The organism is Jeotgalibacillus sp. 10bf12 (genome assembly GCF_055597105.1).
Map to the genome: position 1 here is coordinate 1012501 of NZ_CP200276.1, position 25342 is coordinate 1037842.

The 25342-nt window shown below is 41.9% G+C and carries 22 protein-coding genes, 8 tRNA genes and 2 rRNA genes (1 of these 32 cut by a window edge); 27 read left to right on the top strand and 5 right to left on the bottom strand.

Translation table 11 applies throughout. The annotated features are described in order from the left end of the window. From DH10bf12_RS04940 to glmM, 19 genes are all read left to right on the top strand, one after another. Positions 1 to 910: ribosomal RNA gene (locus DH10bf12_RS04940) — 23S ribosomal RNA — on the top strand; it begins 2016 nt to the left of the window's first position. A 146-nt stretch (positions 911 to 1056) separates the two neighbouring features. Beyond that, positions 1057 to 1172, top strand: a 5S ribosomal RNA gene (gene rrf / locus DH10bf12_RS04945). A gap of 5 nt (positions 1173 to 1177) precedes the next feature. Continuing rightward, positions 1178 to 1252: transfer RNA gene (locus DH10bf12_RS04950), tRNA-Asn, on the top strand. 7 nt (positions 1253 to 1259) lie between these two features. Next, positions 1260 to 1335, top strand: a tRNA-Thr gene (locus tag DH10bf12_RS04955). A gap of 4 nt (positions 1336 to 1339) precedes the next feature. Further along, positions 1340 to 1414, top strand: a tRNA-Glu gene (locus DH10bf12_RS04960). 18 nt (positions 1415 to 1432) lie between these two features. Beyond that, a tRNA-Val gene (locus tag DH10bf12_RS04965) sits at positions 1433 to 1508 on the top strand. A 6-nt stretch (positions 1509 to 1514) separates the two neighbouring features. Continuing rightward, positions 1515 to 1590 (top strand) — tRNA-Thr (locus DH10bf12_RS04970). A gap of 16 nt (positions 1591 to 1606) precedes the next feature. Next, positions 1607 to 1690, top strand: a tRNA-Tyr gene (locus tag DH10bf12_RS04975). A 67-nt stretch (positions 1691 to 1757) separates the two neighbouring features. Beyond that, positions 1758 to 1832: transfer RNA gene (locus DH10bf12_RS04980), tRNA-Gln, on the top strand. Positions 1833 to 1835: 3 nt separating this feature from the next. After that, positions 1836 to 1908, top strand: a tRNA-Lys gene (locus DH10bf12_RS04985). Positions 1909 to 2032: 124 nt separating this feature from the next. Then, the gene (locus DH10bf12_RS04990) at positions 2033 to 2659 is read left to right on the top strand and encodes a class I SAM-dependent methyltransferase (protein ID WP_471737422.1); all 627 of its coding nucleotides are present in this window, start codon (positions 2033 to 2035) and stop codon (positions 2657 to 2659) included. Between the two features lie 33 nt (positions 2660 to 2692). Further along, entirely contained in the window at positions 2693 to 3109 is a 417-nt protein-coding gene (locus DH10bf12_RS04995) for a universal stress protein (RefSeq protein ID WP_471737423.1), read from the top strand. A 289-nt stretch (positions 3110 to 3398) separates the two neighbouring features. Next, entirely contained in the window at positions 3399 to 4301 is a 903-nt protein-coding gene (gene rocF / locus DH10bf12_RS05000) for an arginase (RefSeq protein WP_471737424.1), read from the top strand. Positions 4302 to 4715: 414 nt separating this feature from the next. Then, positions 4716 to 5279 carry an RNA polymerase sigma factor SigW gene (gene sigW / locus DH10bf12_RS05005; protein WP_039806395.1) on the top strand — a complete coding sequence of 188 codons (564 nt, stop codon included), beginning with the start codon at positions 4716 to 4718 and terminating at the stop codon, positions 5277 to 5279. Positions 5280 to 5294: 15 nt separating this feature from the next. After that, positions 5295 to 5921, top strand: coding sequence for an anti-sigma factor family protein (locus tag DH10bf12_RS05010; protein WP_471738189.1), 627 nt, complete (start codon positions 5295 to 5297; stop codon positions 5919 to 5921). Positions 5922 to 6134: 213 nt separating this feature from the next. Next, positions 6135 to 7178, top strand: coding sequence for a GGDEF domain-containing protein (locus DH10bf12_RS05015; RefSeq protein WP_471737425.1), 1044 nt, complete (start codon positions 6135 to 6137; stop codon positions 7176 to 7178). A 127-nt stretch (positions 7179 to 7305) separates the two neighbouring features. Beyond that, positions 7306 to 8145, top strand: coding sequence for a diadenylate cyclase CdaA (cdaA, locus tag DH10bf12_RS05020; RefSeq protein ID WP_471737426.1), 840 nt, complete (start codon positions 7306 to 7308; stop codon positions 8143 to 8145). Then, positions 8138 to 9493, top strand: coding sequence for a CdaR family protein (locus DH10bf12_RS05025; RefSeq protein WP_471737427.1), 1356 nt, complete (start codon positions 8138 to 8140; stop codon positions 9491 to 9493). The genes cdaA and DH10bf12_RS05025 overlap by 8 nt, the downstream gene beginning before the upstream one ends. 41 nt (positions 9494 to 9534) lie before the next feature. Beyond that, complete coding sequence (gene glmM / locus DH10bf12_RS05030; RefSeq protein ID WP_471737428.1) at positions 9535 to 10884, top strand: phosphoglucosamine mutase; 1350 nt, start codon at positions 9535 to 9537, stop codon at positions 10882 to 10884. Between the two features lie 385 nt (positions 10885 to 11269). Here the strand turns inward: glmM and DH10bf12_RS05035 are convergent, their stop codons facing one another. Continuing rightward, positions 11270 to 13030, bottom strand: a complete 1761-nt coding sequence (locus DH10bf12_RS05035) for a DUF2207 domain-containing protein (RefSeq protein WP_471737429.1) — start codon at positions 13028 to 13030, stop codon at positions 11270 to 11272. Between the two features lie 721 nt (positions 13031 to 13751). Between DH10bf12_RS05035 and glmS the strand changes: the two genes are divergently transcribed. From glmS to DH10bf12_RS05055, 4 genes are all read left to right on the top strand, one after another. Beyond that, on the top strand, positions 13752 to 15554 hold the full coding sequence (gene glmS / locus DH10bf12_RS05040; RefSeq protein ID WP_471737430.1) for a glutamine--fructose-6-phosphate transaminase (isomerizing): 1803 nt from the start codon (positions 13752 to 13754) through the stop codon (positions 15552 to 15554). A 495-nt stretch (positions 15555 to 16049) separates the two neighbouring features. Next, positions 16050 to 16946, top strand: a complete 897-nt coding sequence (locus DH10bf12_RS05045) for a macro domain-containing protein (RefSeq protein WP_471738190.1) — start codon at positions 16050 to 16052, stop codon at positions 16944 to 16946. After that, a complete protein-coding gene (locus tag DH10bf12_RS05050) occupies positions 16943 to 17923 on the top strand; it encodes a DarT ssDNA thymidine ADP-ribosyltransferase family protein (RefSeq protein WP_471737431.1) in 981 nt (326 codons plus the stop codon). The genes DH10bf12_RS05045 and DH10bf12_RS05050 overlap by 4 nt, the downstream gene beginning before the upstream one ends. Positions 17924 to 18113: 190 nt before the next feature. After that, positions 18114 to 18365: a hypothetical protein gene (locus DH10bf12_RS05055; protein WP_471737432.1), complete on the top strand. Its 252-nt coding sequence runs from the start codon at positions 18114 to 18116 to the stop codon at positions 18363 to 18365. A 73-nt stretch (positions 18366 to 18438) separates the two neighbouring features. Here DH10bf12_RS05055 and DH10bf12_RS05060 read toward each other — a convergent pair whose 3' ends face one another. Together DH10bf12_RS05060 and DH10bf12_RS05065 are read right to left on the bottom strand one after the other, a co-directional pair. Continuing rightward, complete coding sequence (locus DH10bf12_RS05060; RefSeq protein ID WP_471737433.1) at positions 18439 to 18615, bottom strand: Spo0E family sporulation regulatory protein-aspartic acid phosphatase; 177 nt, start codon at positions 18613 to 18615, stop codon at positions 18439 to 18441. Positions 18616 to 18902: 287 nt separating this feature from the next. Further along, positions 18903 to 19829, bottom strand: a complete 927-nt coding sequence (locus DH10bf12_RS05065) for an alpha/beta hydrolase (RefSeq protein ID WP_471737434.1) — start codon at positions 19827 to 19829, stop codon at positions 18903 to 18905. 170 nt (positions 19830 to 19999) lie between these two features. Here DH10bf12_RS05065 and DH10bf12_RS05070 point away from each other — a divergent pair, with 170 nt between their 5' ends. Continuing rightward, positions 20000 to 20629, top strand: coding sequence for a hypothetical protein (locus DH10bf12_RS05070; RefSeq protein ID WP_471737435.1), 630 nt, complete (start codon positions 20000 to 20002; stop codon positions 20627 to 20629). Between the two features lie 597 nt (positions 20630 to 21226). On the opposite strand, the gene DH10bf12_RS05075 is transcribed toward DH10bf12_RS05070, so the two are convergent. Together DH10bf12_RS05075 and DH10bf12_RS05080 are read right to left on the bottom strand one after the other, a co-directional pair. Beyond that, positions 21227 to 22036, bottom strand: coding sequence for a hypothetical protein (locus tag DH10bf12_RS05075; RefSeq protein WP_471737436.1), 810 nt, complete (start codon positions 22034 to 22036; stop codon positions 21227 to 21229). Positions 22037 to 22156: 120 nt separating this feature from the next. Continuing rightward, positions 22157 to 23263, bottom strand: a complete 1107-nt coding sequence (locus tag DH10bf12_RS05080) for a DNA alkylation repair protein (RefSeq protein ID WP_471737437.1) — start codon at positions 23261 to 23263, stop codon at positions 22157 to 22159. Positions 23264 to 23528: 265 nt separating this feature from the next. On the opposite strand from DH10bf12_RS05080, the gene DH10bf12_RS05085 reads away from it, so the two are divergent. From DH10bf12_RS05085 to DH10bf12_RS05095, 3 genes are all read left to right on the top strand, one after another. After that, a complete protein-coding gene (locus tag DH10bf12_RS05085) occupies positions 23529 to 24113 on the top strand; it encodes a plastocyanin/azurin family copper-binding protein (protein ID WP_471737438.1) in 585 nt (194 codons plus the stop codon). 173 nt (positions 24114 to 24286) lie between these two features. Further along, complete coding sequence (locus DH10bf12_RS05090; RefSeq protein ID WP_471737439.1) at positions 24287 to 24694, top strand: NUDIX hydrolase; 408 nt, start codon at positions 24287 to 24289, stop codon at positions 24692 to 24694. A 59-nt stretch (positions 24695 to 24753) separates the two neighbouring features. Beyond that, positions 24754 to 25278 (top strand): P-loop NTPase family protein, encoded by a 525-nt coding sequence (locus DH10bf12_RS05095; protein WP_471737440.1) that lies wholly within the window; start codon positions 24754 to 24756, stop codon positions 25276 to 25278. The last annotated feature ends 64 nt before the right edge of the window (positions 25279 to 25342 follow it).

A 25342-nucleotide genomic window follows, 5' to 3' on the forward strand; every position in this document is an offset into this window, starting at 1 on the left:
CACTGTCTCAACGAGAGACTCGGTGAAATTATAGTACCTGTGAAGATGCAGGTTACCCGCGACAGGACGGAAAGACCCCGTGGAGCTTTACTGCAGCCTGATATTGAATTTTGGCACAGCTTGTACAGGATAGGTAGGAGCCTTAGAAACCGGAGCGCCAGCTTCGGTGGAGGCATTGGTGGGATACTACCCCCGCTGTGTTGAACTTCTAACCCGCGGCCCTTATCGGGCCGGGAGACAGTGTCAGGCAGGCAGTTTGACTGGGGCGGTCGCCTCCTAAAGAGTAACGGAGGCGCCCAAAGGTTCCCTCAGAATGGTTGGAAATCATTCGAAGAGTGTAAAGGCATAAGGGAGCTTGACTGCGAGACCTACAAGTCGAGCAGGGTCGAAAGACGGGCTTAGTGATCCGGTGGTTCCGCATGGAAGGGCCATCGCTCAACGGATAAAAGCTACCCCGGGGATAACAGGCTTATCTCCCCCAAGAGTCCACATCGACGGGGAGGTTTGGCACCTCGATGTCGGCTCATCGCATCCTGGGGCTGTAGTCGGTCCCAAGGGTTGGGCTGTTCGCCCATTAAAGCGGTACGCGAGCTGGGTTCAGAACGTCGTGAGACAGTTCGGTCCCTATCCGTCGTGGGCGCAGGAAATTTGAGAGGAGCTGTCCTTAGTACGAGAGGACCGGGATGGACGCACCGCTGGTGTACCAGTTGTCATGCCAATGGCATCGCTGGGTAGCTATGTGCGGACGGGATAAGTGCTGAAAGCATCTAAGCATGAAGCCCCCCTCAAGATGAGATTTCCCACACGCAAGTGGTAAGATCCCTGAAAGATGATCAGGTAGATAGGTTCGAGGTGGAAGCATGGTGACATGTGCAGCTGACGAATACTAATCGATCGAGGACTTAACCAAATCGGTTGATTCTCGGAAATTCCCTTACTTTGATGTCGTATCCAGTTTTGAGAGAGCGAATTTTTTCGTTTTTTCTCTAAACCTGTTGTTGAAATCAGCAATGGAAACTTGGTATAATAGATTTTGTTCCAAGTTAAGCAGATCAGTCTAGTGATGACAGCGAAGAGGTCACACCCGTTCCCATGCCGAACACGGAAGTTAAGCTTTTCAGCGCCGATGGTAGTTGGGGGTTTCCCCCTGTGAGAGTAGGACGTCGCTAGGCATTGTTCCACAGTAGCTCAGTGGTAGAGCAATCGGCTGTTAACCGATCGGTCGTAGGTTCGAGTCCTACCTGTGGAGCCATTTTTCTGCTTCCATAGCTCAGCAGGTAGAGCACTTCCATGGTAAGGAAGAGGTCGCAGGTTCAAATCCTGTTGGAAGCTCCACAGAGGCCCGTTGGTCAAGTGGTTAAGACACCGCCCTTTCACGGCGGTAACACGGGTTCGAATCCCGTACGGGTCACCATTTAAAATTTATTCCCATGGAGAATTAGCTCAGCTGGGAGAGCATCTGCCTTACAAGCAGAGGGTCGGCGGTTCGAGCCCGTCATTCTCCACCATTTCTAGCCGGTGTAGCTCAACTGGTAGAGCAACTGACTTGTAATCAGTAGGTTGGGGGTTCAAGTCCTCTTGCCGGCACCAGTTTTCAACTTTATATGGAGGGGTAGCGAAGTGGCTAAACGCGGCGGACTGTAAATCCGCTCCTTCGGGTTCGGCAGTTCGAATCTGCCCCCCTCCACCATTTTTTAAAAAAGGACATGCTTTTGAGGTGTCTTTTCGTTTTTTTCGGGTATATTACTTTTAAGCGTTGGGCTATAGCCAAGCGGTAAGGCAACGGACTTTGACTCCGTCATGCGTTGGTTCGAATCCAGCTAGCCCAGCCATACGAGCCATTAGCTCAGTTGGTAGAGCATCTGACTTTTAATCAGAGGGTCGAAGGTTCGAGTCCTTCATGGCTCACTCACAAAGCTTTTCAGCGATGTTGTCATCGCTGAAAAGCTTTTTTTATTGTTTAGTTAGAGCATTTCAGGCATGTTATACTATTGCGAGACAGATCTCTTACGATGAGAGGCGTGAATAGAATTTGAAATTGAAAGATACTGGTGAAAGAATTATTCCAGATGAAATGAAGCCTTCTAATATGATGCTGCTTGAGCATATGGCGCGTTATCAGTTTGCGTTTCCTTATGTGAAAGGGAGAGTATTGGATTTGGCGTGCGGCTCTGGTTACGGCAGTGTAATGGCAACCAGACAGTCAAAGCGTAAGATTAGTGAAATGGTCGCAGTAGACTTCTCTGAAGAAGTTCTTACTTATGCACGCGGCAGGTATCATCATCCAATGATCTCTTATGAATGTCATAATGCGGCTGACCCGGCACTTCCTGAGAAGCTTGGTACTTTTGATTGTATCCTTTCATTTGAGACTTATGAGCATCTTGAAGAGGAAGGCGTGTTTTTGGATAATTTATTTCAAATGCTGAAGCCTGGGGGCATACTGGTGTTATCAACGCCTTTTGGAGAAGGTAGAGGAAAACCGACTTCAGAGCCATTTCATATTCATCAGATTACGCGGGATGAATTCAGGTCATTGTTCGATCAATATGCATACGTTAAAAAGGATTTTTATTATCAGTCCGGTGTTTTGGTAGAGCCTTTGAGAGAGGGCATGAACTATCAGATGGGGATTGCTGTGTGCAAAAAAGAAGGTTAGTTTAGTATATTCTCATAGAAGAGGTGCATATAGATGAAGAAACTTTTAGTTGCAACAGACGGTTCAGAACACGCAAAGAGAGCTTTACTGAAGGCAGTTGATATTGCTGGAAAAGATGAAGAAGCGGTTATTAATCTCATGTATGTAGTGGACGGTGAGACATCTAAATCTGATGTCCTGCATTATGGTGATTCAGATACAGCCAGCTTTAAACGTGAGAAGAAGCTGCAGGGAAGTGTGGAATTGGTTGAGGCAGAAGGTATTAAAGCTAACCTGATCATTGAACATGGAGATCCTGAAGAAATGCTGATTGATCACGCTAACAGCAATGACTATGACCTTGTACTTGTTGGCAGCCGCGGCCGTAATAAGCTCCAGACAATGGTTCTTGGCAGCGTAAGCCATAAGCTTGTGAAACATATTAATGCGCCGGTGATGGTTGTTAAATAAGTGAGATAGAATGCCCTTGTCGTTCCTTGGTGGACGGTGGGGTTTTTTTGTGGAAGTGGCATGACCGGAGGAGCGGAAGAATTGGATCTTAGCTCAGTTTAATTGGGGTGGCAGGCCTCGTAATTGGTTACTTCCCCCGGTTCATTACATCATCGTTCTCTATATTTGAACACAATTCTGATCGCGTTTAGCCCCCGTGCATATTCATACATTATCCTGAGCAGTTGAACCACCTGAAATGTAAGCGTTACAATAGCTAAGTGAGACAAATTTCAGGGGGTATAAAGAGATGCAGAAAAAGAACATTTCAGTGATCGGTGTGCCAATGGATTTAGGGCAGATGCGCCGTGGAGTAGATATGGGACCAAGTGCAATCCGTTATGCCGGTTTGCTTGAGCGTTTAGAGGCAATTGGTCATACAGTGACAGACCTTGGTGATATTCAGATTGACCAGCCGGAACGTGTACATACGGCAGATACAAACCTGAGAAACCTGGATTCTGTTGTAAAAGGAAGTACAGCGCTTGCTGACCAGGTCAAGAAGGTAAAAACAGATGGCGACTTCCCGCTGATTTTAGGTGGAGACCATAGTATTGCGATTGGATCACTTGCAGGTATCAGCAGTAACTATGAGAATCTTGGAGTGATCTGGTATGATGCACACGGTGATTTAAATACAGGTGATACGTCACCTTCAGGCAATATCCACGGAATGCCGCTTGCTGTGAGTCTGGGTATCGGTCACGAAGACCTTGTAAACATCCATGACTACACGCCAAAAGTGAAACCTGAAAACATCGTGATTATCGGCGCTCGTTCACTTGATGAGGGTGAGAGAGAGCTGATTAAGGAAAGAGGGATCCGGGTCTATACAATGCACGAAGTGGACCGTATGGGAATGACGAAAGTGATGGAAGAATCAATTGAGTATCTGAAGGACCGTACAGACGGCGTTCACCTTTCACTTGATCTTGACGGCCTGGATCCAAATGATGCACCAGGCGTCGGAACACCTGTGATTGGCGGGATCAGCTACCGTGAAAGCCACCTGGCAATGGAGATGCTTGCAGAAGCAGATATCCTGACGTCAGCTGAATTCGTTGAAGTGAATCCAATTCTGGATGAAAAGAATAAAACCGCTACTGTTGCTGTTGCGCTGGTAGGGTCGCTGTTTGGCGAGAAGCTTCTATAATAATGTGTGCCGTCTGTGGATGAATGCTGCAGGCGGTTTTTTATGAAATGGGTGTGGGTCTAATTACATGATTTCCGGAACTACTGGCAAAATCTCCTGAACCACCACCAAAGTGTCATGAACAAGCCAAGTAATCTCATGAACACCAACCGTAATCTCCGGAATTACACACATAATCTCCTGAACCAATCCCCAAATACCCCCTACCGCTATTCCAAAAAATCCCTAACATTTTTGCAATAACTGGATGACACTGTACTACAATTAATAGTACAATAGAAGTGCGTGTTTATAATCAGATTCGGCTAATTACGTTTACATAAAAAATCTTGAAATAAAAATAAAAAAGCGTGAAACCTTTTGCGCGATACTTACGTAAATAGGTTAGAGCCGCATGGAGCGGAGGTAAAGAAGATGGAATCCATAGTGAAAAAGCGAATACAGCAGGTGCGGAAGGGAGATCAGGATGCGTTCGGTGAAATCGTGGAACTCTTTAAAGACAGAGTGTACCACGTATGCTTCAGGATGCTTGGCAACCGTCATGAAGCTGAAGATATTGCACAGGAGGCATTTATCAGAGCATATACGAACATTCACACGTTTGATATCGACCGGAAATTCTCAACGTGGCTGTTCCGTATTGCAACGAATCTGTGTATCGACCGGATCAGAAAGAAGAAACCTGATTATTATTTAGATGCTGAAGTCTCTGGTACAGATGGCCTGACGATGTATTCGCAGGTTGAAACAGACGGTCCTCTTCCCGAAGAAGAAGTCGAGTCGATGGAACTTCAGGAATCAATTCAAAAAGAAATTTCCAGATTACCCGACAAATATCGTTCTGTTATCGTATTAAAATATATAGAGGAGCTTTCTTTAAAAGAAATCAGTGAAATTCTTGAGCTGCCAATCGGAACAGTCAAGACGAGAATTCACAGAGGCAGAGAAGCGCTCCGAAAGCAGTTAAGATCAATATAGGAGAGGGTGAGTAAAGTGAACACTTGTCCTGAACATATCGTGCTATTGATGCATGATTATTTAGATGAAGAGATTTCACATGAAAACGAAAAGGAGTTGAAGGCGCACCTTCAGTCATGTGAAGCGTGCAAAACTCATTTTCATGAATTGAAAAAGACAGTTGCGCTTGTGCAAAGCACTTCACATATACAGGCACCATCTGACTTCACAAAGAATGTGATGGCAAAGCTGCCGAAGGAAAAGAAAAGAGCGGGTGTGGAGCGCTGGTTCCACCGTCATCCGCTTATGGCAGCGGCTGCAGTATTCTTCGTACTGATGGGTGGCAGTCTGTTTACAAATTGGAACGGGACAGAAGAGCTTTCCTTCACCCAGAGTGAACAGGTTGTCGTAGAAGGAAGTACGGTTGTAGTACCTGAAGGAGAAACGATTCAGGGTGACCTGACAGTCCGCAATGGAGACCTCCGCATCGAAGGAACGGTTGAAGGAAACGTCACAATCGTCAACGGTGAGCAGTTTATGGCCGGAGCCGGTGGCGTTACAGGAGAAATTGAGGAAATTGATCAGGCTTTTGAATGGTTATGGTACTCAATGAAGTCAGCTGCTAAAGAACTCGGCAGTTTTGGGCAGGATCAGGAAGAATAGATCAGCGATACGCCGGCAGAAAATGCCGGCGTATTTTTATATTAAAAAAAGATTTCTCTATGAATTAATGACAGAAAATTCTATTATTATACCGTTGTTTCTTATATGATATGGATATAGCGGATTTAATAAAATAGACCTGGATAAAAAATGTTAATGGCGAAAATATTCATTTATAGATAATGATTCCTATCATAAGGAGGTTTTAAAGATTTGAAAGACATCAAAACGGAACAGATTTTCTCGTATCTGAGATGGATTTTTTTAGTTGGTATACTGATTACATATCAGGTTCCTTTTCTTAAAGAAAAAATCGGTTATCACGGGAATTCGTTTTATCTGCTGCTGACCGCCTTCTTCCTGTTCACAGTGATCTCGCAGTGGCAGCTTCATATGAGTACGAAAAAAGAGATTAATTTTCCGCTGCTGATCAGAACGAGTGTCTGGATCGATTACGTGGCGTATGTCTGGCTGATTGCAATTACCGGTGGCATTCAGAGTGTTTTGTTGCCGATCATGTATGTCATCTTATTGCATGCGATGGTGCACTGGAAAGAGCGGGGAGCGATCTGGATGACAGCGGCATTAATCGTGGGATTATGGTCAGCACCGTTTTACTCGATCGGCTATACTGCTGAAGCAGTCGTAACAGGAGCTGTTCAGACTTTTGTATTAATCGTGATGAGTACATTCAGTGCGGTGCTCGTCATCAGGGAACGCAGGTATTACTCTCAGGCAGCAACGCTTGGCAATGAATTGAAAATGGATTATCTGACCGGGCTGTATAATGTACGATATTTTAGAGAGCAGATGAGAGTGATGGAACAAAAGCGTGAGCCATTTCATCTGTTGATCGGTGATATTGATTTTTTCAAGGTGGCAAACGACCGTTACGGACATTTGTTTGGCGATCAGGTGCTTGCTGTGATCGGACCGATTCTCAAAGAGATAACTCATGCACATAATGGGAATGCTTTTCGCTATGGTGGTGAGGAATTTGTCTTTTTATTTCCCGGGAAAGATTTTTATGTCGAAGACTTTTTATATGAGTTGAGAAATGAGCTTGAGAAGGCAGATATAAAGCAGGAAGACTGGCGTTTAAGCCTGAGCTTTGGGCATGCAGTGAGTGATGAAGGTGCCGGAGTGGAGGACGCAATTGCGCTTGCAGATTCGCGACTGTATCAGGCAAAGGAAAATGGACGTGCGTGTGCAGTATTAAATAATAATGAAGTGCTGGCTTATTTATATGCACTGTAACAACTTTTAAATTCATGTTTCAACTGAACAATGTAAGACTTATGCGGCGTGGTTGTGTTATAATGAGATGGTTTAAATTTGTTGGGTTAAATAGAGATTTTTTAAATAGATAATTGGAGGAAGTCACATGCCGTTTGCCGACCAGTTTTCAGATTTAACGGTGTTAGACCTTGCTGTTCATGCAATTGACATACTCCTCGTGTGGTTTGTTTTATATAAGCTGATCACGGTGATCAGAGGGACAAAGGCTGTACAGCTGTTAAAAGGAATTTTTGTTATTGTTGTCGTCCGCGTAGTCAGTGAGTTACTTGGATTTAATACACTGGCGTGGATCATGGAGCAGGTCATGCTCTGGGGGGTTCTTGGGATTATGATTATCTTCCAGCCTGAGCTGCGTCGTGCACTTGAACAGCTTGGACGGGGGAAGTTATTTGCCAGAGGAAACCTCCAGGAAGACGAGGAACGTAACCGCTTAGTAGAGGCTGTAACGAAATCAGTCAGCTATATGGCGAAGCGGAGAATCGGTGCCTTGATCACATTCGAACGTGAAACAGGTATGGGAGATTACATCGAAACAGGTATTCCGATGGATTCAAACCTTACATCCGAACTGTTGATTAATTTATTCATTCCTAATACACCGCTTCATGATGGTGCGGTGATTATCCAGAAAAACCGTATTGCAGCAGCTGCATGTTATCTGCCGCTGTCTGAAAGTCCGTTTATTTCCAAAGAACTTGGTACACGTCACCGGGCAGCCCTCGGTGTCAGTGAAGTAACCGACAGTATTACAGTCGTGGTTTCAGAAGAGACAGGTGCCATTTCCGTCACAACCAACGGCGAGCTTCAGCGCGATCTGGAGCTGGATGAATTCAGCAAGATCATCCGACGTGAATGGTTCGGTGAAAAGGAAACAACAGACTCTTCGACACGATGGAACTGGAGGGGGAAAAAGAATAATGGATAAATTCCTTGAAAGCCGCTGGTTCCTGAGAGGATTTGCTTTGCTGGTGGCTGTACTGATGTTTATCACGGTCAATACGGAAGAAGAAGGAACGAACACATCTGCAAGCTCTCAAAATGATGTGGAAGTGATTGAAAGTGTTCCTGTCGATACGATTTATAACGAGGAAGAACTCGTTGTGACGGGTGTGCCGAATACGGTCGACGTTACAATTCAGGGTCCTACTCAGTTTGTCACCAGAACCAATGCGGTGAGGGATTTCCGTGTGTTTATTAACCTTGCAGATCTGGAGCTTGGGACACATGAAGTTGAGCTCCAGTCAGAAGGTTTTTCATCACAGCTGACTGTGACAATTTCTCCTGCGGTTGCCACTGTGACAATCGATGAGCGCGTCACAGAAGAATTTGCAGTGGATGCAGAATTTAACCAGTCTATTATTCCTGAAGGCTATGAACTTGAGGGGATTGAATCAGATCCGGCAACGGTTCAGGTAACCGGTGCAAGAAACGTCATTGAATCAATCCGCTATGTCAGAGCATCAGTGGATATAGAAGGTCAGGTAGAGGATGAACAGACCATTGAATCCACGGTTCAGGTACTCAACGCCAATCTGGACAAGCTGCCTGTTACAGTTGAACCGCAGACAGTGGATCTGAGTATCAGCGTAACGCAGCCAAGTAAAGAAGTAACGCTTGTGCCGACAACATCCGGTACACCATCAGATGGCTTTGAACTTGAGTCCATTGAGCTGGCAAGTGAAACAGTAACCATCTATGGGCCAACAGACACGATTGACAATATTAGTGAAATTGAAGTACCATTTGATCTTTCGGGTGTTTCAAATGATGGTTCACGGATTGAAGTACCGATTCCGGTCCCTGAAGGTGTGACAAGCTTATCCAGTGAAACCGTCGCAGGTGTAATCTCACTCACTGAATCAGCAGCAGAAGAGGGTGCTGCAGCTGAAGATGAGTCAGAGGAGACAGCTGAAACACCTCCGCCTGAAGAAGATGAAGAACCTGCTGAGGAGACAGATACTGCCTCAGATAATAACGATAATACTGAATCCACAGAGGAGCTGACATTGTCGGCTCTTCCTGTTGAAATGCGCAATATAGGCGATGAACTGCAGGCGGCTTTTTTAACTCCTGCCAGCGGGGAGCTTAACTTACGCGTAACCGGAGAACCGGAAACGCTTGAAGAGTTGTCAGAAGAAGACGTCTCACTGTTTGTAGATGCGGAAGGGTTAGAAGAAGGCGAACATGAAATGGAAGTCCAGATCGAAGGACCTTCCAATGTGACATATATTTTATCGCAGTCCAGTATTACATTTACACTGGCAGCTGCATAAGCCCTGGGAGGGGCGTTTTATAAGAAGGAGCGATGTTTATCATGGGTAAATATTTTGGAACAGACGGAGTCCGCGGAGTAGCAAACGCTGAGCTTACGCCTGAAATGGCATTTAAGCTTGGACGTTTCGGAGGATACGTGCTGACAAAAGAAACAACACGCCCGAAAGTGTTAATTGGACGTGATACAAGAATTTCAGGTCATATGTTAGAAGGCGCACTTGTTGCGGGTCTTCTGTCAATCGGTGCAGAAGTCATGCGTCTTGGTGTCATTTCTACACCAGGTGTGGCATTCCTGACAAAGGCAATGGGAGCGCAGGCTGGTGTCATGATCTCAGCTTCACACAATCCTGTACCGGATAACGGAATCAAATTCTTTGGTCCGGACGGATTTAAGCTGACTGACGAACAGGAAGCTGAAATTGAAGGATTAATTGATGCAGAGACAGATACAACACCTCGTCCGACAGGTGAAAATCTTGGCGTTGTAACAGATTACTTCGAAGGCGGACAAAAGTACCTTCAGTATCTGAAGCAGTCAGCTGATGAAGATTTCAGCGGCATCCACGTCGCGCTTGACTGTGCACACGGTGCAACGTCAGCACTTGCGACACACCTGTTTGCAGACCTTGATGCTGACCTTTCAACAATGGGTGCATCACCAAACGGTCTGAATATCAATGAAGGTGTAGGGTCTACACACCCTGAAACACTTGCTGACTTTGTAAAAGATAAAGGTGCAGACGTTGGTCTTGCATTTGACGGAGACGGTGACCGGATCATCGCAGTTGATGAAAACGGTCAGGTTGTCGATGGTGACCAGATTATGTTTATCTGTGCGAAGCACCTGAAGAGCGAATCTCGTCTGAAGCAAAATACAGTCGTATCAACTGTCATGAGTAATCTTGGTTTCCATAAAGGGCTTGAAGAAGCGGGGATCCTGAGCATCCAGACAGCTGTGGGTGACCGTTACGTAGTAGAAGAAATGAAAAAAGGCAGCTACACACTTGGCGGTGAGCAGTCAGGACACATTATCTTCCTTGATTACAACACAACTGGTGACGGACTATTAACGGGTCTTCAGCTTGTAAATATCATGAAGCTGACAGGCAAGAAGCTTTCTGAGCTTGCTGCTGAAATGGAGATCTTCCCACAGAAGCTTGTGAATATCCGCGTAAGCGATAAGCACGGTGTAACAGATAATGCTGAAGTAAAAGCGATCATTGAACAGGTGGAAAAAGAGATGGATGGCAACGGCCGCATTCTCGTACGTCCATCAGGCACTGAGCCGCTTGTACGTGTAATGGCAGAAGCACCGACGAAAGAGCTTTGCGAAGAGTATGTAAACCGCATTGCTGAAGTGGTTGAGAATGAAATGGGCGTTAAAGCTTAATATAGATGGTTAGTGAAAGGAGAAATACACTGCAGCAGTGCGGTGTGTTTCTCTTTTTTTGTGTTGTGGTCGGAGCGTGCCTGTGTTTGCGGTTGAAGGAAAAGTGTTCACATGTGAGGTGAATACTGTAAATGGTGAAGGGAATATCATGAAACTTGAAGGGAATAGCCCCATTGATAGTCACCATGAAGAAATCTTTTTTGATATTGAAGGGATATTTTCTAAATTGAAGGAATCCATCAGTAGATTGAAGGGATAACTCTTGAAATGAAGGAATTCGCCCGCCCAAACCAGCCAACCAAAATCAACCACCACCACATGCGCCCGTATCCACCTTATCAACACAAAAGGCATACGCTCTCAAGCGTATGCCTCATATAGATAATTAGCCAGCTGCCTCACCCATCATCTCATAAGGATGAACATCCTTCGCCATGAAGTACGTAAGCGGCAGATTCTCGAGCGGCTGGTGATCTGCGGTAATATAGGATTTCAGATCAACGCCGTTGACCGCCATTTCAATCGCGCGGATCATCCAAGGGTCAATGGCTTCTCTTGTGATGGAGAATGTATCGTTTGAAGAAAGCATGAATTTAAACGATAGAATGCTGTCTTCGAGCTGCGATTTTTTATAGTTCACTGACAGTGGTTTGACCAAAAAGACCAGTATCGCCAGCGTAAATCCATATGTCAGGAATGTGAGGTTCAGACCGATATCTATGAGCATAATACCGGTAATGATATTCATGGCAATCACAATCAGCCACAACCATTTGTTAAGCGTGAACTTAAACGTCAGGGCGAACAGAATAACAGGAACCGTCAATAGGATCACGATCGCGAGCCAATGACTCTGATCAATGACATGTGTCGCAATGAGCAGTGCAAACATAAGTAACATCAGTATTCTCAGTAACAGAAGCGGTCTTTTGTTTGGTCCGAATTGTGAATTAAATTCTTTCTTCGCAAGCTTCTCCCATTTTTTATAGTCCTGGGATGGGAATTTAGTCAGCAGTGACTCATCCACCACCACTTCATCATGGTGTCGGAATAGAGCTTCCAATAGAAACTTTTCACTTTTCGTAAGTGATACGGTTTGTCCACTTTTACAGAAGGTCAGCTTTTCACCACGCACTCCGGATGTTAATGCACCTTTTTCTTTCATTGTATAAAGTGCTGCTAAAAGACTTTCAGGTTGCTTTGGTGCTTCATTTTGTCCGAAAAGGATTGCAAGCGGTGTAAAGTTCATCACATTTTCCGCATGCCCTGTAGAACGTTTACGTATAACGAACATCAGGATAACGGACGTAATGATTGCGATGATCAGGAAAATATTAAACCACATGATTGCATTTTGAATTGAAGACAGTGTCGAGGATCTCTCATCTGCTTCCGCATAAATGGCTTCCTGTTCCTCGATGGCTTCTTCAATAGACATCGGGGCAGGAACAGGCTCGGCTTCAGTCATCACATCTGAAGGGAACAGGATACGTACCTCAGAGTTTGTAAATATGGAAGAAGAAGGTGTGTAAAACCGGACACCGGACTCATCCTGCAGAGTGATCTCACCTTTTTTATCAGCAAAGAACACTGCCTGCTGATCTGTTGGAACGGGTCCCGGGAAAATGACATCAAGATACAGTTCATTTATATCTTCATCATGATGCGACCCGTCACTGAAAAATGGAAGGTAGGCGTCAGTATAGTCATCGTATACCCTGACTGCATTCTCAAGTGTATATGTATAGAAAACCTTGATTGTCTCGTACTCTCCGTCAACAGTCGTCCAGACTGTCTCGTCTCCATACTCGTACTCTCCGTCAACAGTCGTCCAGACTGTCTCGTCTCCATACTCGTAATCAAGCATGGCAAGGTCGGCGCTTTGGATAAAGCCGGGCTCATCATTCGACCCTGTAATGGCATAAGCCTCAAAGTCAGCAATCCCGCTATGTCCATCACGGTAAAGGGTACGACCGACTTCCTCCTCGTATTCAGTAAATGAATAATGAAAGACTTCGTTTACTTTTACATCACCATTGGGCTGAATCCATGCACGAACCTTTGCTTCTTCTACAGTATAAGCAGCAGCCTGTCCAGCAAATAGGAGCCATAAAAAACCTGCTGTCACCGTCAATTTCTTGATCATATTGTCACCTTCTTATTTTTAAGTCAGTATGCTTACGCATAATAACAGGAAAAAGTTTCAAAATGAAGCCGCTAAGTGAAACTGAAAAACATTTGTAACCAACGTAACAAACGAACATGGTATACTACTTCTCGTGCGTCACAAAAAATTAGATTGACGTAAAATTCGTTCAGACGTATGATAAGGTAAGTGTATTTTTCCCAAAATAGGGTATACAGGAAAAGTCGCACTTTTATTCAAAAAAGAAAGAGAGGGTCGTAAGGTATACAACACGATACAAAAAGCGCCAGGACTGTCCAGAGTAGCGGCAGTTGACGAGGAGAAGGAGCATCGAGTGTTCGGCGGATGCCTTCCGGCTGATGACTGCACAGCCGAAAACCTGTTTTTTGAAATCACCGAGGCGACTCAGTGGACAAAGAAAACAGGACTGCAGCACCCTAAAAACCAATCTAGCAAAGTTGAAGTACAGAAAGACAATCTAAGAGATTGCACAGCTGTGTGATTGGAGCGTAAGGCGACGACTCCGGAGCGATTAGTGGGACAGCTGAGACCCCACAGGCGAAGCCGAGGAGGCTCAGCGACCACCGCTCGGAAAGCGTTCGCCTGAAGCGGAAATCACCAGCCAACTTTAATAGAGCAAAAAACTAATAGAGAGATAAAGGGGGCACGTCCGTCCTCTATACGGTCATGCCCTCCTTATACTCACAGGAGGAAACTTATTATGTGTGGAATTGTAGGATATATTGGATCAAACGATACGAAGGAAATCTTGCTTAAAGGTCTTGAAAAACTTGAATACCGTGGTTATGACTCTGCTGGAATCGCAGTGAAAAATGACGACGGCGTATCAGTATTCAAAGAAAAAGGACGCATCGCAGACCTTCGTGCAATCGTAGATGACAGCGTGAGCGCTAACATCGGAATCGGCCATACACGCTGGGCAACACACGGCGCACCAAGCCAGGTGAATGCACACCCTCACCAAAGTACAACAAGCCGCTTTACGCTTGTACACAACGGTGTCATCGAGAACTATGCACAGCTGAAGCGTGAGCACCTTGCAGACGTTGAACTTGTATCTGAAACAGATACAGAAATCATCGTTCAGCTGATCGAAAAGTTTGTAAAAGAAGGCCTTGAAACAGAAGCTGCATTTGCAAAAGCACTAGCAGAACTGAAAGGTTCATATGCAATCGCGCTTTTAGATAACCAGAACGAAGACACAATCTTTGTTGCGAAAAACAAGAGCCCACTACTAGTTGGTCTTGGAGAAGACTTCAACGTTGTTGCATCTGATGCAATGGCTATGCTTCAGGTAACTGATGAGTACGTTGAGCTGATGGACAAAGAAATGGTCATCGTGACAAAAGAAAGCACAACGATCAAAACGCTTGATGGCGAAACAGTTGCGCGTGATTCTTACAAAGCAGAAATCGATGCAAGCGACATCGAAAAGGGTACTTACCCTCACTACATGCTTAAAGAAATCGACGAGCAGCCGGCAGTAATGCGTAAAATCGTTCAGGCTTACCAGAACGAAGAAGGCGAGCTTTCAATTGCGAAAGACACGCTTGACGCTGTAAATGCAGCTGACCGCATCTATATCATTGCTTGCGGAACAAGCTATCATGCAGGACTTGTAGGGAAAGAGTACCTTGAGAAAACAGCGAAAATCCCGACTGAAGTACACGTAGCGAGTGAGTTCGTATACAACACGCCGTTACTATCTGAAAAGCCATTATTTATCTTTATTTCTCAAAGTGGTGAAACAGCAGACAGCCGTGCCGTACTTGTACACGTTAAAGAACTTGGACATCCAGCACTAACACTGACAAACGTAGCAGGCTCAACACTTTCACGTGAAGCAAACCACACACTTCTGCTGCACGCAGGACCAGAGATCGCAGTAGCATCAACAAAAGCTTACACTGCACAAATCGCAGTCCTTGCGATCCTTGCAGAAGCAGCTGGAAAAGCAAAAGGTTTCGAAATGAAGTTCGACCTGATTCAGGAAATGGGTATCGTTGCAAACGCAATCCAGACACTGACAGACGACAAAGAAGCATTCGAGCAAATCGCACGTGACTTCCTAAGCACAACGCGCAACGCATTCTTCATCGGACGCTCAATGGATTACCATGTCGTTCAGGAAGCAGCGCTAAAGCTGAAAGAAATCTCTTACATCCAGGCTGAAGGCTTCGCAGGCGGCGAGCTGAAGCACGGAACAATCGCACTAATCGAAGACGGCACACCAGTCGTTGCACTAGCAACACAGGAAAACGTCAACCTGAGCATCCGCGGTAACGTCAAAGAAGTAGCAGCCCGCGGCGCCAACCCATGCATCATCTCAATGAAAGGTCTTGAAGAACAAGGCGACAGCTACGTGATCCCACACGTACACGAACTGCTTGCACCACTGGTATCAGTAGTGCCAACACAGCTGATTGCTTACTATGCAGCACTTCATAGAGATTGTGATGTTGATAAGCCACGTAACCTTGCGAAGAGTGTTACTGTAGAATAAATAGAATTTTAATAAAAAAAGCATCCGTTCTTTTATTATTTAATAAACGAGCGGATGTTTTTATTTAAAGAGAGTACTTTTGAATATTCTGAATTAAGAGGGTTTAATAAAAATTTATTAAGTGTATAAGGATCATAAAAATTTCGTATAAATTCAATCGATTTTATTAAATAACAAATGTTGTGATTAGTTTAATATTCAATTAAAACTTATATGATTCACATTTTAAGCGGAAATATTTGCTTAATAATAATTTCACATTAAATGTAAGATAAAAACATAGAGTATAATAAACGTACGAAATGATTTTTACATTAAACATTAGCTGTTGGAATTTTTAAACATAGGACACCCTATAAATGAACATACTTCTTGTCCTGAAAACTAGTATTTACTATTTAAATTTTAGATATGGCAATGTGATAAAATATATTGCATGAATAGTAAATGCATTTTTAATAGAAATTAGGTGAGGGAATGATAACTTACTTGAAAATGGACTTATTCCAAAGTCCGGCTCATGTATTAGTAAACACCGTCAATACGGTTGGTGTTATGGGAAAAGGAATTGCTAAAACATTTAAAGATATTTATCCCGATATGTTTACAGAGTATCAAAAGCTTTGTGAAAATAATTTGTTGACAGTTGGCAAGCTTTGGGTTTACAAGACCCCTAATAAATGGATACTAAATTTCCCAACTAAACAACATTGGCGAAGCCCTTCAAAGATAGAATATATTGAAGAAGGGTTAAAAAAGTTTGTTCAGCATTATGAAGAAAAGGGTATTGATTCTATTGCTTTCCCACCTTTGGGTTGTGGAAATGGTGGGCTTAATTGGGAAAGTGAAGTAAAACCCTTAATGGAAAGATACTTGAAGGATTTACCTATTGAGGTTTATGTTCACCTTCCACCTGAAGAAATGAAACATAAGAAAAAAGAACATCAAAATATCCAAGAGATTAAAAAATGGCTTTGGTCTCAACCAACCGAATTAAGTTTTTTTGAAGTTTGGGAAGATATTGTAAATAAAATTGATCAACAGCTAACTTTATATGCTAATGAAGTTCCCTATGATATCAGTTTAATTAACGAAAATAATGAAAATGCTATAAGATTTAAAACGGAGAAAAGCATCACTAATATATCAAAGAACCAATTAAATGATGCATGGGATACCTTAAGAAATATAGGGGTTATTACCAGAAAAACGATACCGGATCATCTAAAAGATGTAAGCAATTTGACCTTTAATCTTTTAAATCTATTACCTTATATTGAGCCTATCGAGGTTGCTCATACTTCGAAAAGTAATCAGGAGGGTTTTGAAGTGGGAATTAGGTTAGTTCCTGTTCTGGAAGATATTAATCACCAAGGGGAATTAATGATATGAAACCTAACACTCATTTGTTTAAAGAAAAATTAAAAGAAATTGAGAAAAGTGATTGGGTAGGTAATCGTGCATGGTGGCTCAAATTTGTATTCCACTTTACTAATATTCATAATGCGGTTCAGATATTACAAAGTGAACGGCTCTGCTCTAGAAATCTTGCAGCTAAAGAAGAATTAATGAAAACCGATAATGCCAGTGAAGAAGTCATGAGGGTAACTGAAGATAAATGGAAAAATTATGTGAGATTTTATTTTCGCCCTAGAACACCTACACAATATTATAATGAGGGTTTTAAGACTAGAAAAATGATTGAAAGCTCAGGTCTTACAGCACATTGTCCAGTCCCGGTATTTTTTTTATTCGACTCCTTATCAATGTTGAGTATGGATGGTTCATATTTCACATATGGAAATTTAGCGAGAAGTCCTGAAGTTTATTATGAAGGTAAAGATTTTAAAGAAATGCCTTTTCAAAATATTTATCATGACGATTGGAAGGGGTTTGACGATAAAATTATTTTCAATCGTCATGCTGAGCTGATTGTTGAAAATGAGTGTCAACTAAATCACTTGAAATACATCGTATGTAGAAGTCAAGCAGAAAAGGAAACGCTAGTCAGTCTTTATAATAACTTCCAGGGGAATGTAGTTGAGCCTCACAAGATTATCGTGAGACCCAGATTGAATATGTTTTACAGAAAATGTTTTTATATTGAGAAAGTGTCTTTGGGTATAGATAGTATTGAAATTAAGTTTAACAAAGGTGAATACTTTGATGAAAAATATAAACTATTGATTGAACTTTATAAGATCAATACAGATGAATTAATAACTTGGAAAAATGATGAGTTTCCCCCACAAACATCGTTAAAATTAAAATTTAAAGAAGAAAGACCTGAATATGTACTTACTATATACATAGAAGATCATATTGCTTACAAAAGTCAATATGTTTATGAATACCCTCTGCCGTTTTAATTGAATTTAAAACCAGAATTTGCTCTATATTGAAAAAATCGCCTTGTCCTGAGAACTATTCTGACAATACAAGTCAATTGAATAAGCAAAAGTAAGAAGTTAGTGAATAAAGCGCTTTACAACTGCTATTTTGAATAGTTATTTGTAGCTGTAAATATTCATAAATGTTTGTAGGACAGGGAGATATTCAATGATTTACTATGTGGAACTGGGGACGGAATTTACTGCGATGTATGGGGATATTGACGGGGCCTTTTATTCAAGTATGGCGAGCACTTTTGCGCAGGCGGTAGAGAGGATAGATACTTCCTATGAGCGGGTAGCTCCTTATGAAGATAGACTTCAATCTATTTTAGAAGAGGCTGCACAAGTCGGCTGGGGATATCCAGACGCGCTTATGGAAATTTATTATGATATGGAGTTTCGCGATGAGGATGAATGAAGTAAGTTGTCAGTATGTTTACCCTTGGGCAGGGGGCAAATATCTATTTTTCTAGCCATTAGTATTTAGAATGCTAGGCCGCCGCATTAGAAAAGTATCTCAAATGTATATTAATCAGCTTATCTAGTTTCTGGCTGCATTTAAGCGTTTGTATACTGCCTACCCCATGATGATTTGCCGTTAAAAACATTTCGTTTCTCATTTCATCAATTCTCTTCAAAACTATTTTTTCAAGATTATCATGATTCATTGTATAACACCTCCTAACTATTATCTCATTTTCCACATAATTGATAGTATAATAACTATTTTAAAATATAGATATAGTATCGACAAAGGTTTTAACAATTAGACAAAAACACTTATATTTTGTCTGTGGGGGAAGCGAAGAAGTAGAAGAAGCATGAAAAAACTCCCTGTCCTAAACACATCTCTAACACAATTTCACTTGTTGATATAACCAGAATGAATTGTGTGGAAATTGTTTTCAGGACAGAGAGCAAACAAAGATGTAAGACCCTGTTTTACGATAGAGAATCAAGACTGAATGTACTCAACAGCCTCTTTCAACAAATCAGTAAAATCATCAGGAAAGAAATGACCCAACCCTTCTTTGACAATCAATTTGCATGGGAAGTCGTTTTCTGCTAAAAGCTTTACAAATTCAACAGTTTTATCGTAAAAAGGATCCTGGTCACCCGTGATGATGCAGCCCTTCATTTTATTTTCATTTACCGCTAATAACCTTCCTAATGGGGCAACATCCTGAATCGCGGGTATAGCAGCTATAAACCCTTTTGTTCCAAGAGTATTTCCATTCAAACTGAGTTCAATTGCTAGCTTACCGCCTTGTGATGCACCAGCAATAATGTCCTGTTTGGTGTTGAATTTTTCTTTGAAATCCCCGAATGCTGTGTTAATTTCATCAACTGCAATACTTTGGTCATCCCAGCAATAAGCGTTATATCCGAAGACCTGAGATGATTGTGGAAAGGCAAAAAGCAGCTCGTCTAATAGCTGGTTGTTGAACCAATAGGCTGCAGAACTTTCCACATTGGAGCCCCGCATATGCAAAGAGAATAATCCTGTTTCTGATTGAGTATTTCCGTATGTAAACAATTGTGGCTGAGATATATGTTCTTGATTCTTCAAATTCGCATGGCATTCATCTAAGATTGTGTTGAATTCTTCGATGTTTTTGAGAGTACTTAATTGTCGATCACGAGTTAATACCATTGGGTTCCACCATATTCCCTGCTGCAGACCCTCTCTGAGCGCTGCAATAGCGTTTTCCTGATTCCCTTCAGCAGCATAAGCACAAGCCCTCCAAAAAATCGTCTTATCCATTCTTTCCGGAAATGCCGTCTGTGCTTTTTCAATCAGTGCATGAATTTCAGTGTATTGTTCCATTTCAAATAAGTGAAACAGTTCTTTTTGAAGCTCAGTAAAATTTGTTTCCGACATGATGTTCACGCTCCTTAATCTCTTTTTGAATAAAATTAATAATGCTAAGAATGGTTGCTACTATATAGTCTTTTTCACTATATAATTTCCTATTTACCAGATAATAACATAGAATGATGGTATGGTTTCTTGAAATTTAATATTTTATGTTCAAGGGAAGGTGAATATATTTGGAAAAACAATTTCTCCCACTTATGCAGTTCTTCGAAGGCTACGTAAGGAATTATCGAAGAATAAATTTATCCGACTTACATAATCGCTCAATGTTTACAAAAAGAGAGATAGATTATTTTGCTAATCTTGGTGAGATACTTGGTTTCAATGCATTTGTAGAAGATTCAAAATTTGATAAGTCGAAAGGGCGGTCCAGGCCGATGGATTTATCTTGGTGGAAGTGGGATGCACGGATTGACGACAAACATTTTTTATTCCTTGCTTTGCATTTGGAACGAGAAAATGTTTTAAGCAAAGATGTGGATACAGTTGAAAAGTTATTCTCACAAACAGATAAAGAATATATACCTCATAATGTAATAGGGATCCAATACGTTGAGTCAAGTGACAGAATTGATTTTCTAACCGAATTAATTCTTGAAAATAATTTGGTTCAACAATCGAATTGCTTAATGATCTATCGTTATTATGATAATGAACTTGAACTAGAAAGAGTTTGCGCCTATAACTATAATTCAAATGGATTGGAAGAAGTGAGAAAAGCTATATGTAAACAAGACGATTCTGGGTATTGGTATATGTCTTTTGATGAGGAATATGCACCTTTTCAAAATCATGCAAAATAGGGACTGAACATTTTCAGTTGTAGGGTTTTCGTTGGCTTTGCTTATTACAGGATGTTCAGGCAATCAGAATGAACCAAAACCGGATTTAGGTGAATAGTGAATCATTCCTGTCCTGAAAACTATTCCGAAAATAAAAGTTAGCATGCTGACTCCGTGACAAAATTTCGTTTTCACGCCATGTTATTTGATTATATAACTCAAATGAATTGTTTGGGAATTGTCTTTAGGACAGGGGAAAATACTGGTATAATCAGAATGAATTGTATGAAAGTTGTTTCTAACACAGGGACACTCACCGTTTTAAATGACCGGCAGGAGGGATTTCCCTCCTGTTTGGGTAAGTGCTGTGAAAAACCTGTGAAGTGGCTACTAGCTAAAAAAGCAGCTGGTGATCACTTCACGGAAGGAAGAAAAGCATACGCTTTTCTTTATGATTAGCAGGCATCGAGCCTGCAAGACCTCAAGACCGCTGCTAACGCAACCTTTAAAACCTCTTCTGTGTCATAGACTTTAAGCAACTCCTAAGAGCCAAGGTGAATAAAATGTATAGTTTATATGTTCTCTATTTTTAAGATGACCTTTGCAGTTCATATAGACTTAGTTGCTGTTAATAGAAGATAGTCTTACTCTATTACTTAAAAGAGGGTCTATAAGTAGATAAGGCTCTTCCTTTGTTACTTCATCAAAAGGTAAAGTTATCATGATGATTTGGTGGATATTTTTATTTGAAAGATGTCCACTGCTTATCTGTATGTCTGTATATTTTTCTTCATCGGCATTTAATTCGTCATAAATAAAGGTCTTTTCATTTATAGGCGTTTGCTCGTAGTCCACAAGAGAGACTAAGTAAAAGTCTAATTTCTCGGAGAATGAATTACCATAATACAATCGGTATTGAAAATCCTTAATACCCTCATGATCAAACACTACTTCATAAGGAGTGGCTTCTGAACTTATTAGAGGGCCATGTACTGTTCTAGATTCAGATAAAACTTGATCTTTATTAGCAAATGGCCGTTCATTGGGAATGTCTGCAATATTTTTTAACACATTTACTCTAATTGAATAGAGATCTGATCTTAACATAGCATCTTCATTATTTTCAGGAATTTCATCGGGATCTTTCATTAACATATAGGTTATAGAATGAAAACCATCCTCTATCCCGTTCAAATTAATTTCAAAATTTTTATATTCCTCAGATTCAATTTCAAACTTGTAATGGGTCATTACTTCTTCGCTGTCTCCTAAAGTAAAGCTTACCTGATTGCCATGATCAAAAACCAGTAAAACGAAGGAGCCATTTAAAGAAGTTCGATTCCCTAATACAACTGATTTTGAAAAGAACTTGTCACTAATAGTAAACGTTCTTTCATATTCAAAGTCCCCTCCCTCATATAACGCCATACTATAAACCTTAATTATTGTCCCTGTGTTGAACACAACTCCCACACAATTTTACTTGTTTATGTAACCAGTATAAATTGTGTGAGAGTTGTTTCTGACAAAGGGTCTCCCAGGACTATTCTATTCACCTGTCACCTGCTCAAGACCCAACACAGTATCAGCAACCTCCTGCCCATTAACCAAAAGCACAATACGATGCTCGCCTGGATAGTGGCGGCGAGTCGTCAGATCTGACCAGTTGTGTGTCCGTGTTCCTGTAAGGTGTGCACCGCCGGATACTGTTTTATTGGATAGGAGAAATGACTTGCGGCTTGTCTGTCCTTTGGCTTTGATAAAGTCGATTGCATATTCGATCCGAAGATAGACGGGCTCACCCTGGCGGATCGTTACTTGATAATGTAACTCAGATTTCTCACCTATTGTTAATAAGTCAGGCTGTACTGATATGGAAGCATGAGTGGTGAGCGAGTCTTCCATTGCATAACCGAATAATGCCATCGCTTCAGGGTTGGCGTGTTTGATTAATGTGCGGCAGCCGTGTCTGATGATCCAGTCTGTATCGGGATTTTTACCTGCCCACCTGCTTGCGGTTTCAAGCACGAGGTCAGGATGATCCTTTGAGATGTCATTCAGGTTATTGGCGATGCTTTTGCGTACATATAATGAATCATCTTCTTTAAGGATTTCTAAAACAGCTAAAACTGGTGCCGGATCCTTCTTGAATACTGGCAGCGCCTCACCCCATGGAAGACGGGGGCGGCAGCCTTCACTGGCCAATCGCCGCACGTGCTCATTGGGGTGCTTTGCCCAAGTGGTCATTTGATTCATAACTTTATCAGGATCACGCAGTAAAAACGGTCTGATGGCAAACTCAGAAGATGATTTCTGCGTGAAGTTTTCAAGTGCGCTCATAGAAAGGTCCCAATGTTCTTCTGCCTGTCCATATACCGCTACAAAATCCGGGAAGAAAAGGTAGGGGAACCCCACACAATCATCCGCAATTTTAAACAATACGTCTAACGCATCTTCATACTTGTCTGGCAAAAACTCACCCAGCTTCTTTGATATTCTGCGGGTGCGAGCCTTGAGTGCCAGCTCGTCCCACGTTTCATCCATGACCGAATTGATAAAGTCTGCTTGATGAAAAGCAGGGTATACTGATTGTACTTTTCTACTGAAATCCAACAAAAAATCCTTCGTATAAATGTCTTTTAATTGTGCTGCCATTTTTTTATCATCTCCCGGGAAAGTGCTGCAGATTTTTATGATTTACCTGCTGTAGTGATATTCAGTATAGCAATCTTCTGATCTTTCATCGTAAATACATATATATATAATAGAGAACCTAACAGCAGTATGGCATATGATCATGCCGAAAATAAAAGAATGAAAAGCTCCAGAAATAAAATTTCTGAAATATTAAAATATAAACTGATCTTTTTTCCCTTAATCTTCGTTTACTTGTTAACACAACCTAGAAAGGGTGGGAAATATGAAAAAGCAGCAAAAGCGTTTGTTCTTTCCTTTATTTTTATTGTTGGTTTTCACGGTATTGCTCGTAGGGTGTAATTCTAATGATTCCTCTGAACCGGCAGACATGTCCGATGGTGATACAGAGACAACTGAAACTGCAGAAGATACTGTGACAAACGAAGAAGAAGCTACAGAAGAGACAGAAACAGAGCATGATCAAGAGATGGATCATGAAGAAGCTGCGGAAGAAGACAGTGATCAGGAAATGAACCAGGAAGAAACAACGGAAGATCCGGAAAGCGCTAACGGAACTGAAGAAGAAAATGTAGTAACAGAAGACGTGGCTTCACCGCTCTTAGCACAAGGTGAAACAGCTACTTTCACATTTCAGGATGAGGGAGTTTACAATATTCACTGCGATCCGCACCCTGTGATGAAAATGACCGTTACGGTTGAAGAGGGTGCAGAAATAGAAGGTAGTATCGAATTGGATATTGCAGACTATGAATTCAGTGAGGATATTTCGGTGGCTCCAGGTACAGTGATTACCTGGACGAATCAGGATAGTGCAAGACATAATGTTGCGATAGAAATTGGAGAATAATTGAGGTGAGAAGCTATTCCGGTATGAGGGGATAGCTTTTTTATTATTTGCTCAATCACCTTCCCTGATTGATTTTTATAAATATCTACAAGGAAATCTTACTCATGATAAAGCTCAATTTTCAGATAACTGATATAATGTTAGATATTACCTAAAATGAAATGAGGGTTATCATGAAGAGCTGGCATGGAGCGGCGGGCGTTTGTGTGAATGAAAAAAATGAATTGTTAATGGTGTTGCAGGCAGCACCGGGTGAGGATAAGAAATGGACGATTCCATCAGGCGGGAAAGAGAACACAGAGACTTTTGAAGAATGCTGTGTAAGAGAAATTTTTGAAGAAACCGGCTATATCACGCAGGTGATATCCTCTATCTACATAAAAGAAACCAGACTTAAAGAGTATGAGGTGCTGGTTCACTATTATACTGTCACATGTACGGGCGGAAGTGCATCGATTCAGGACCCTGATGAACTCATCCATGATATTGCGTGGAAAAATGCAGAAGAAATCGGGCAGCTGCCACTGGCATTTCCTGAAGACCGGACGCTTTATTTGGAATGGGTGCAGGGTAAAATTTAATCAGTGAAACACCTCATCATAGGCAACATATTTATTGGTTTGTATAAAGGAGTAATGGTATGAAAATTCGTATAGTTGGATCTGTGGGCAGCGGGAAGACGACTTTGGCGAGAAGGTTTTCTAATCAATCCGGCACGCCATTTACTGAGTTGGATGAGATCGTATGGGAGCGAAGTAGAGAAGGGCTGGAGGACAGAAGGAGAACGGAGGCGGAGAGGGAATCGATGCTACATGGTATACTTGTTCGCCCTTCATGGATCATTGAAGGTGTGCATTCTGAAGAGTGGACACTCAGTACTTTTGAAAAAGCAGATGCTGTTTTGTTTTTGGATCCGCCGAGAAATGTTCGGAAATGGAGGATCACCAAACGATTTATCAAACAGCGGCTGAAGCTTGAATCTGTCCATTATAATCCAACCTGGACCATCTATAGAAAAATGTTCAAATGGGATCGCTACTTTGAGGAAAACGGAAAGCCACATGTGCTTCGGTTTTGTGAGGATTTTCCATGTCGGCTGGTCATCATCAAAAATCAGGCAGATCAGAAACGTTTTGTAAATGAAGTTACACTTATAAAGAAATAAGATGACTAAAAAATATGGCTGTTTTGAAATCGAGTTTGATCATAAAAGTTAGAAGAGTAATTAA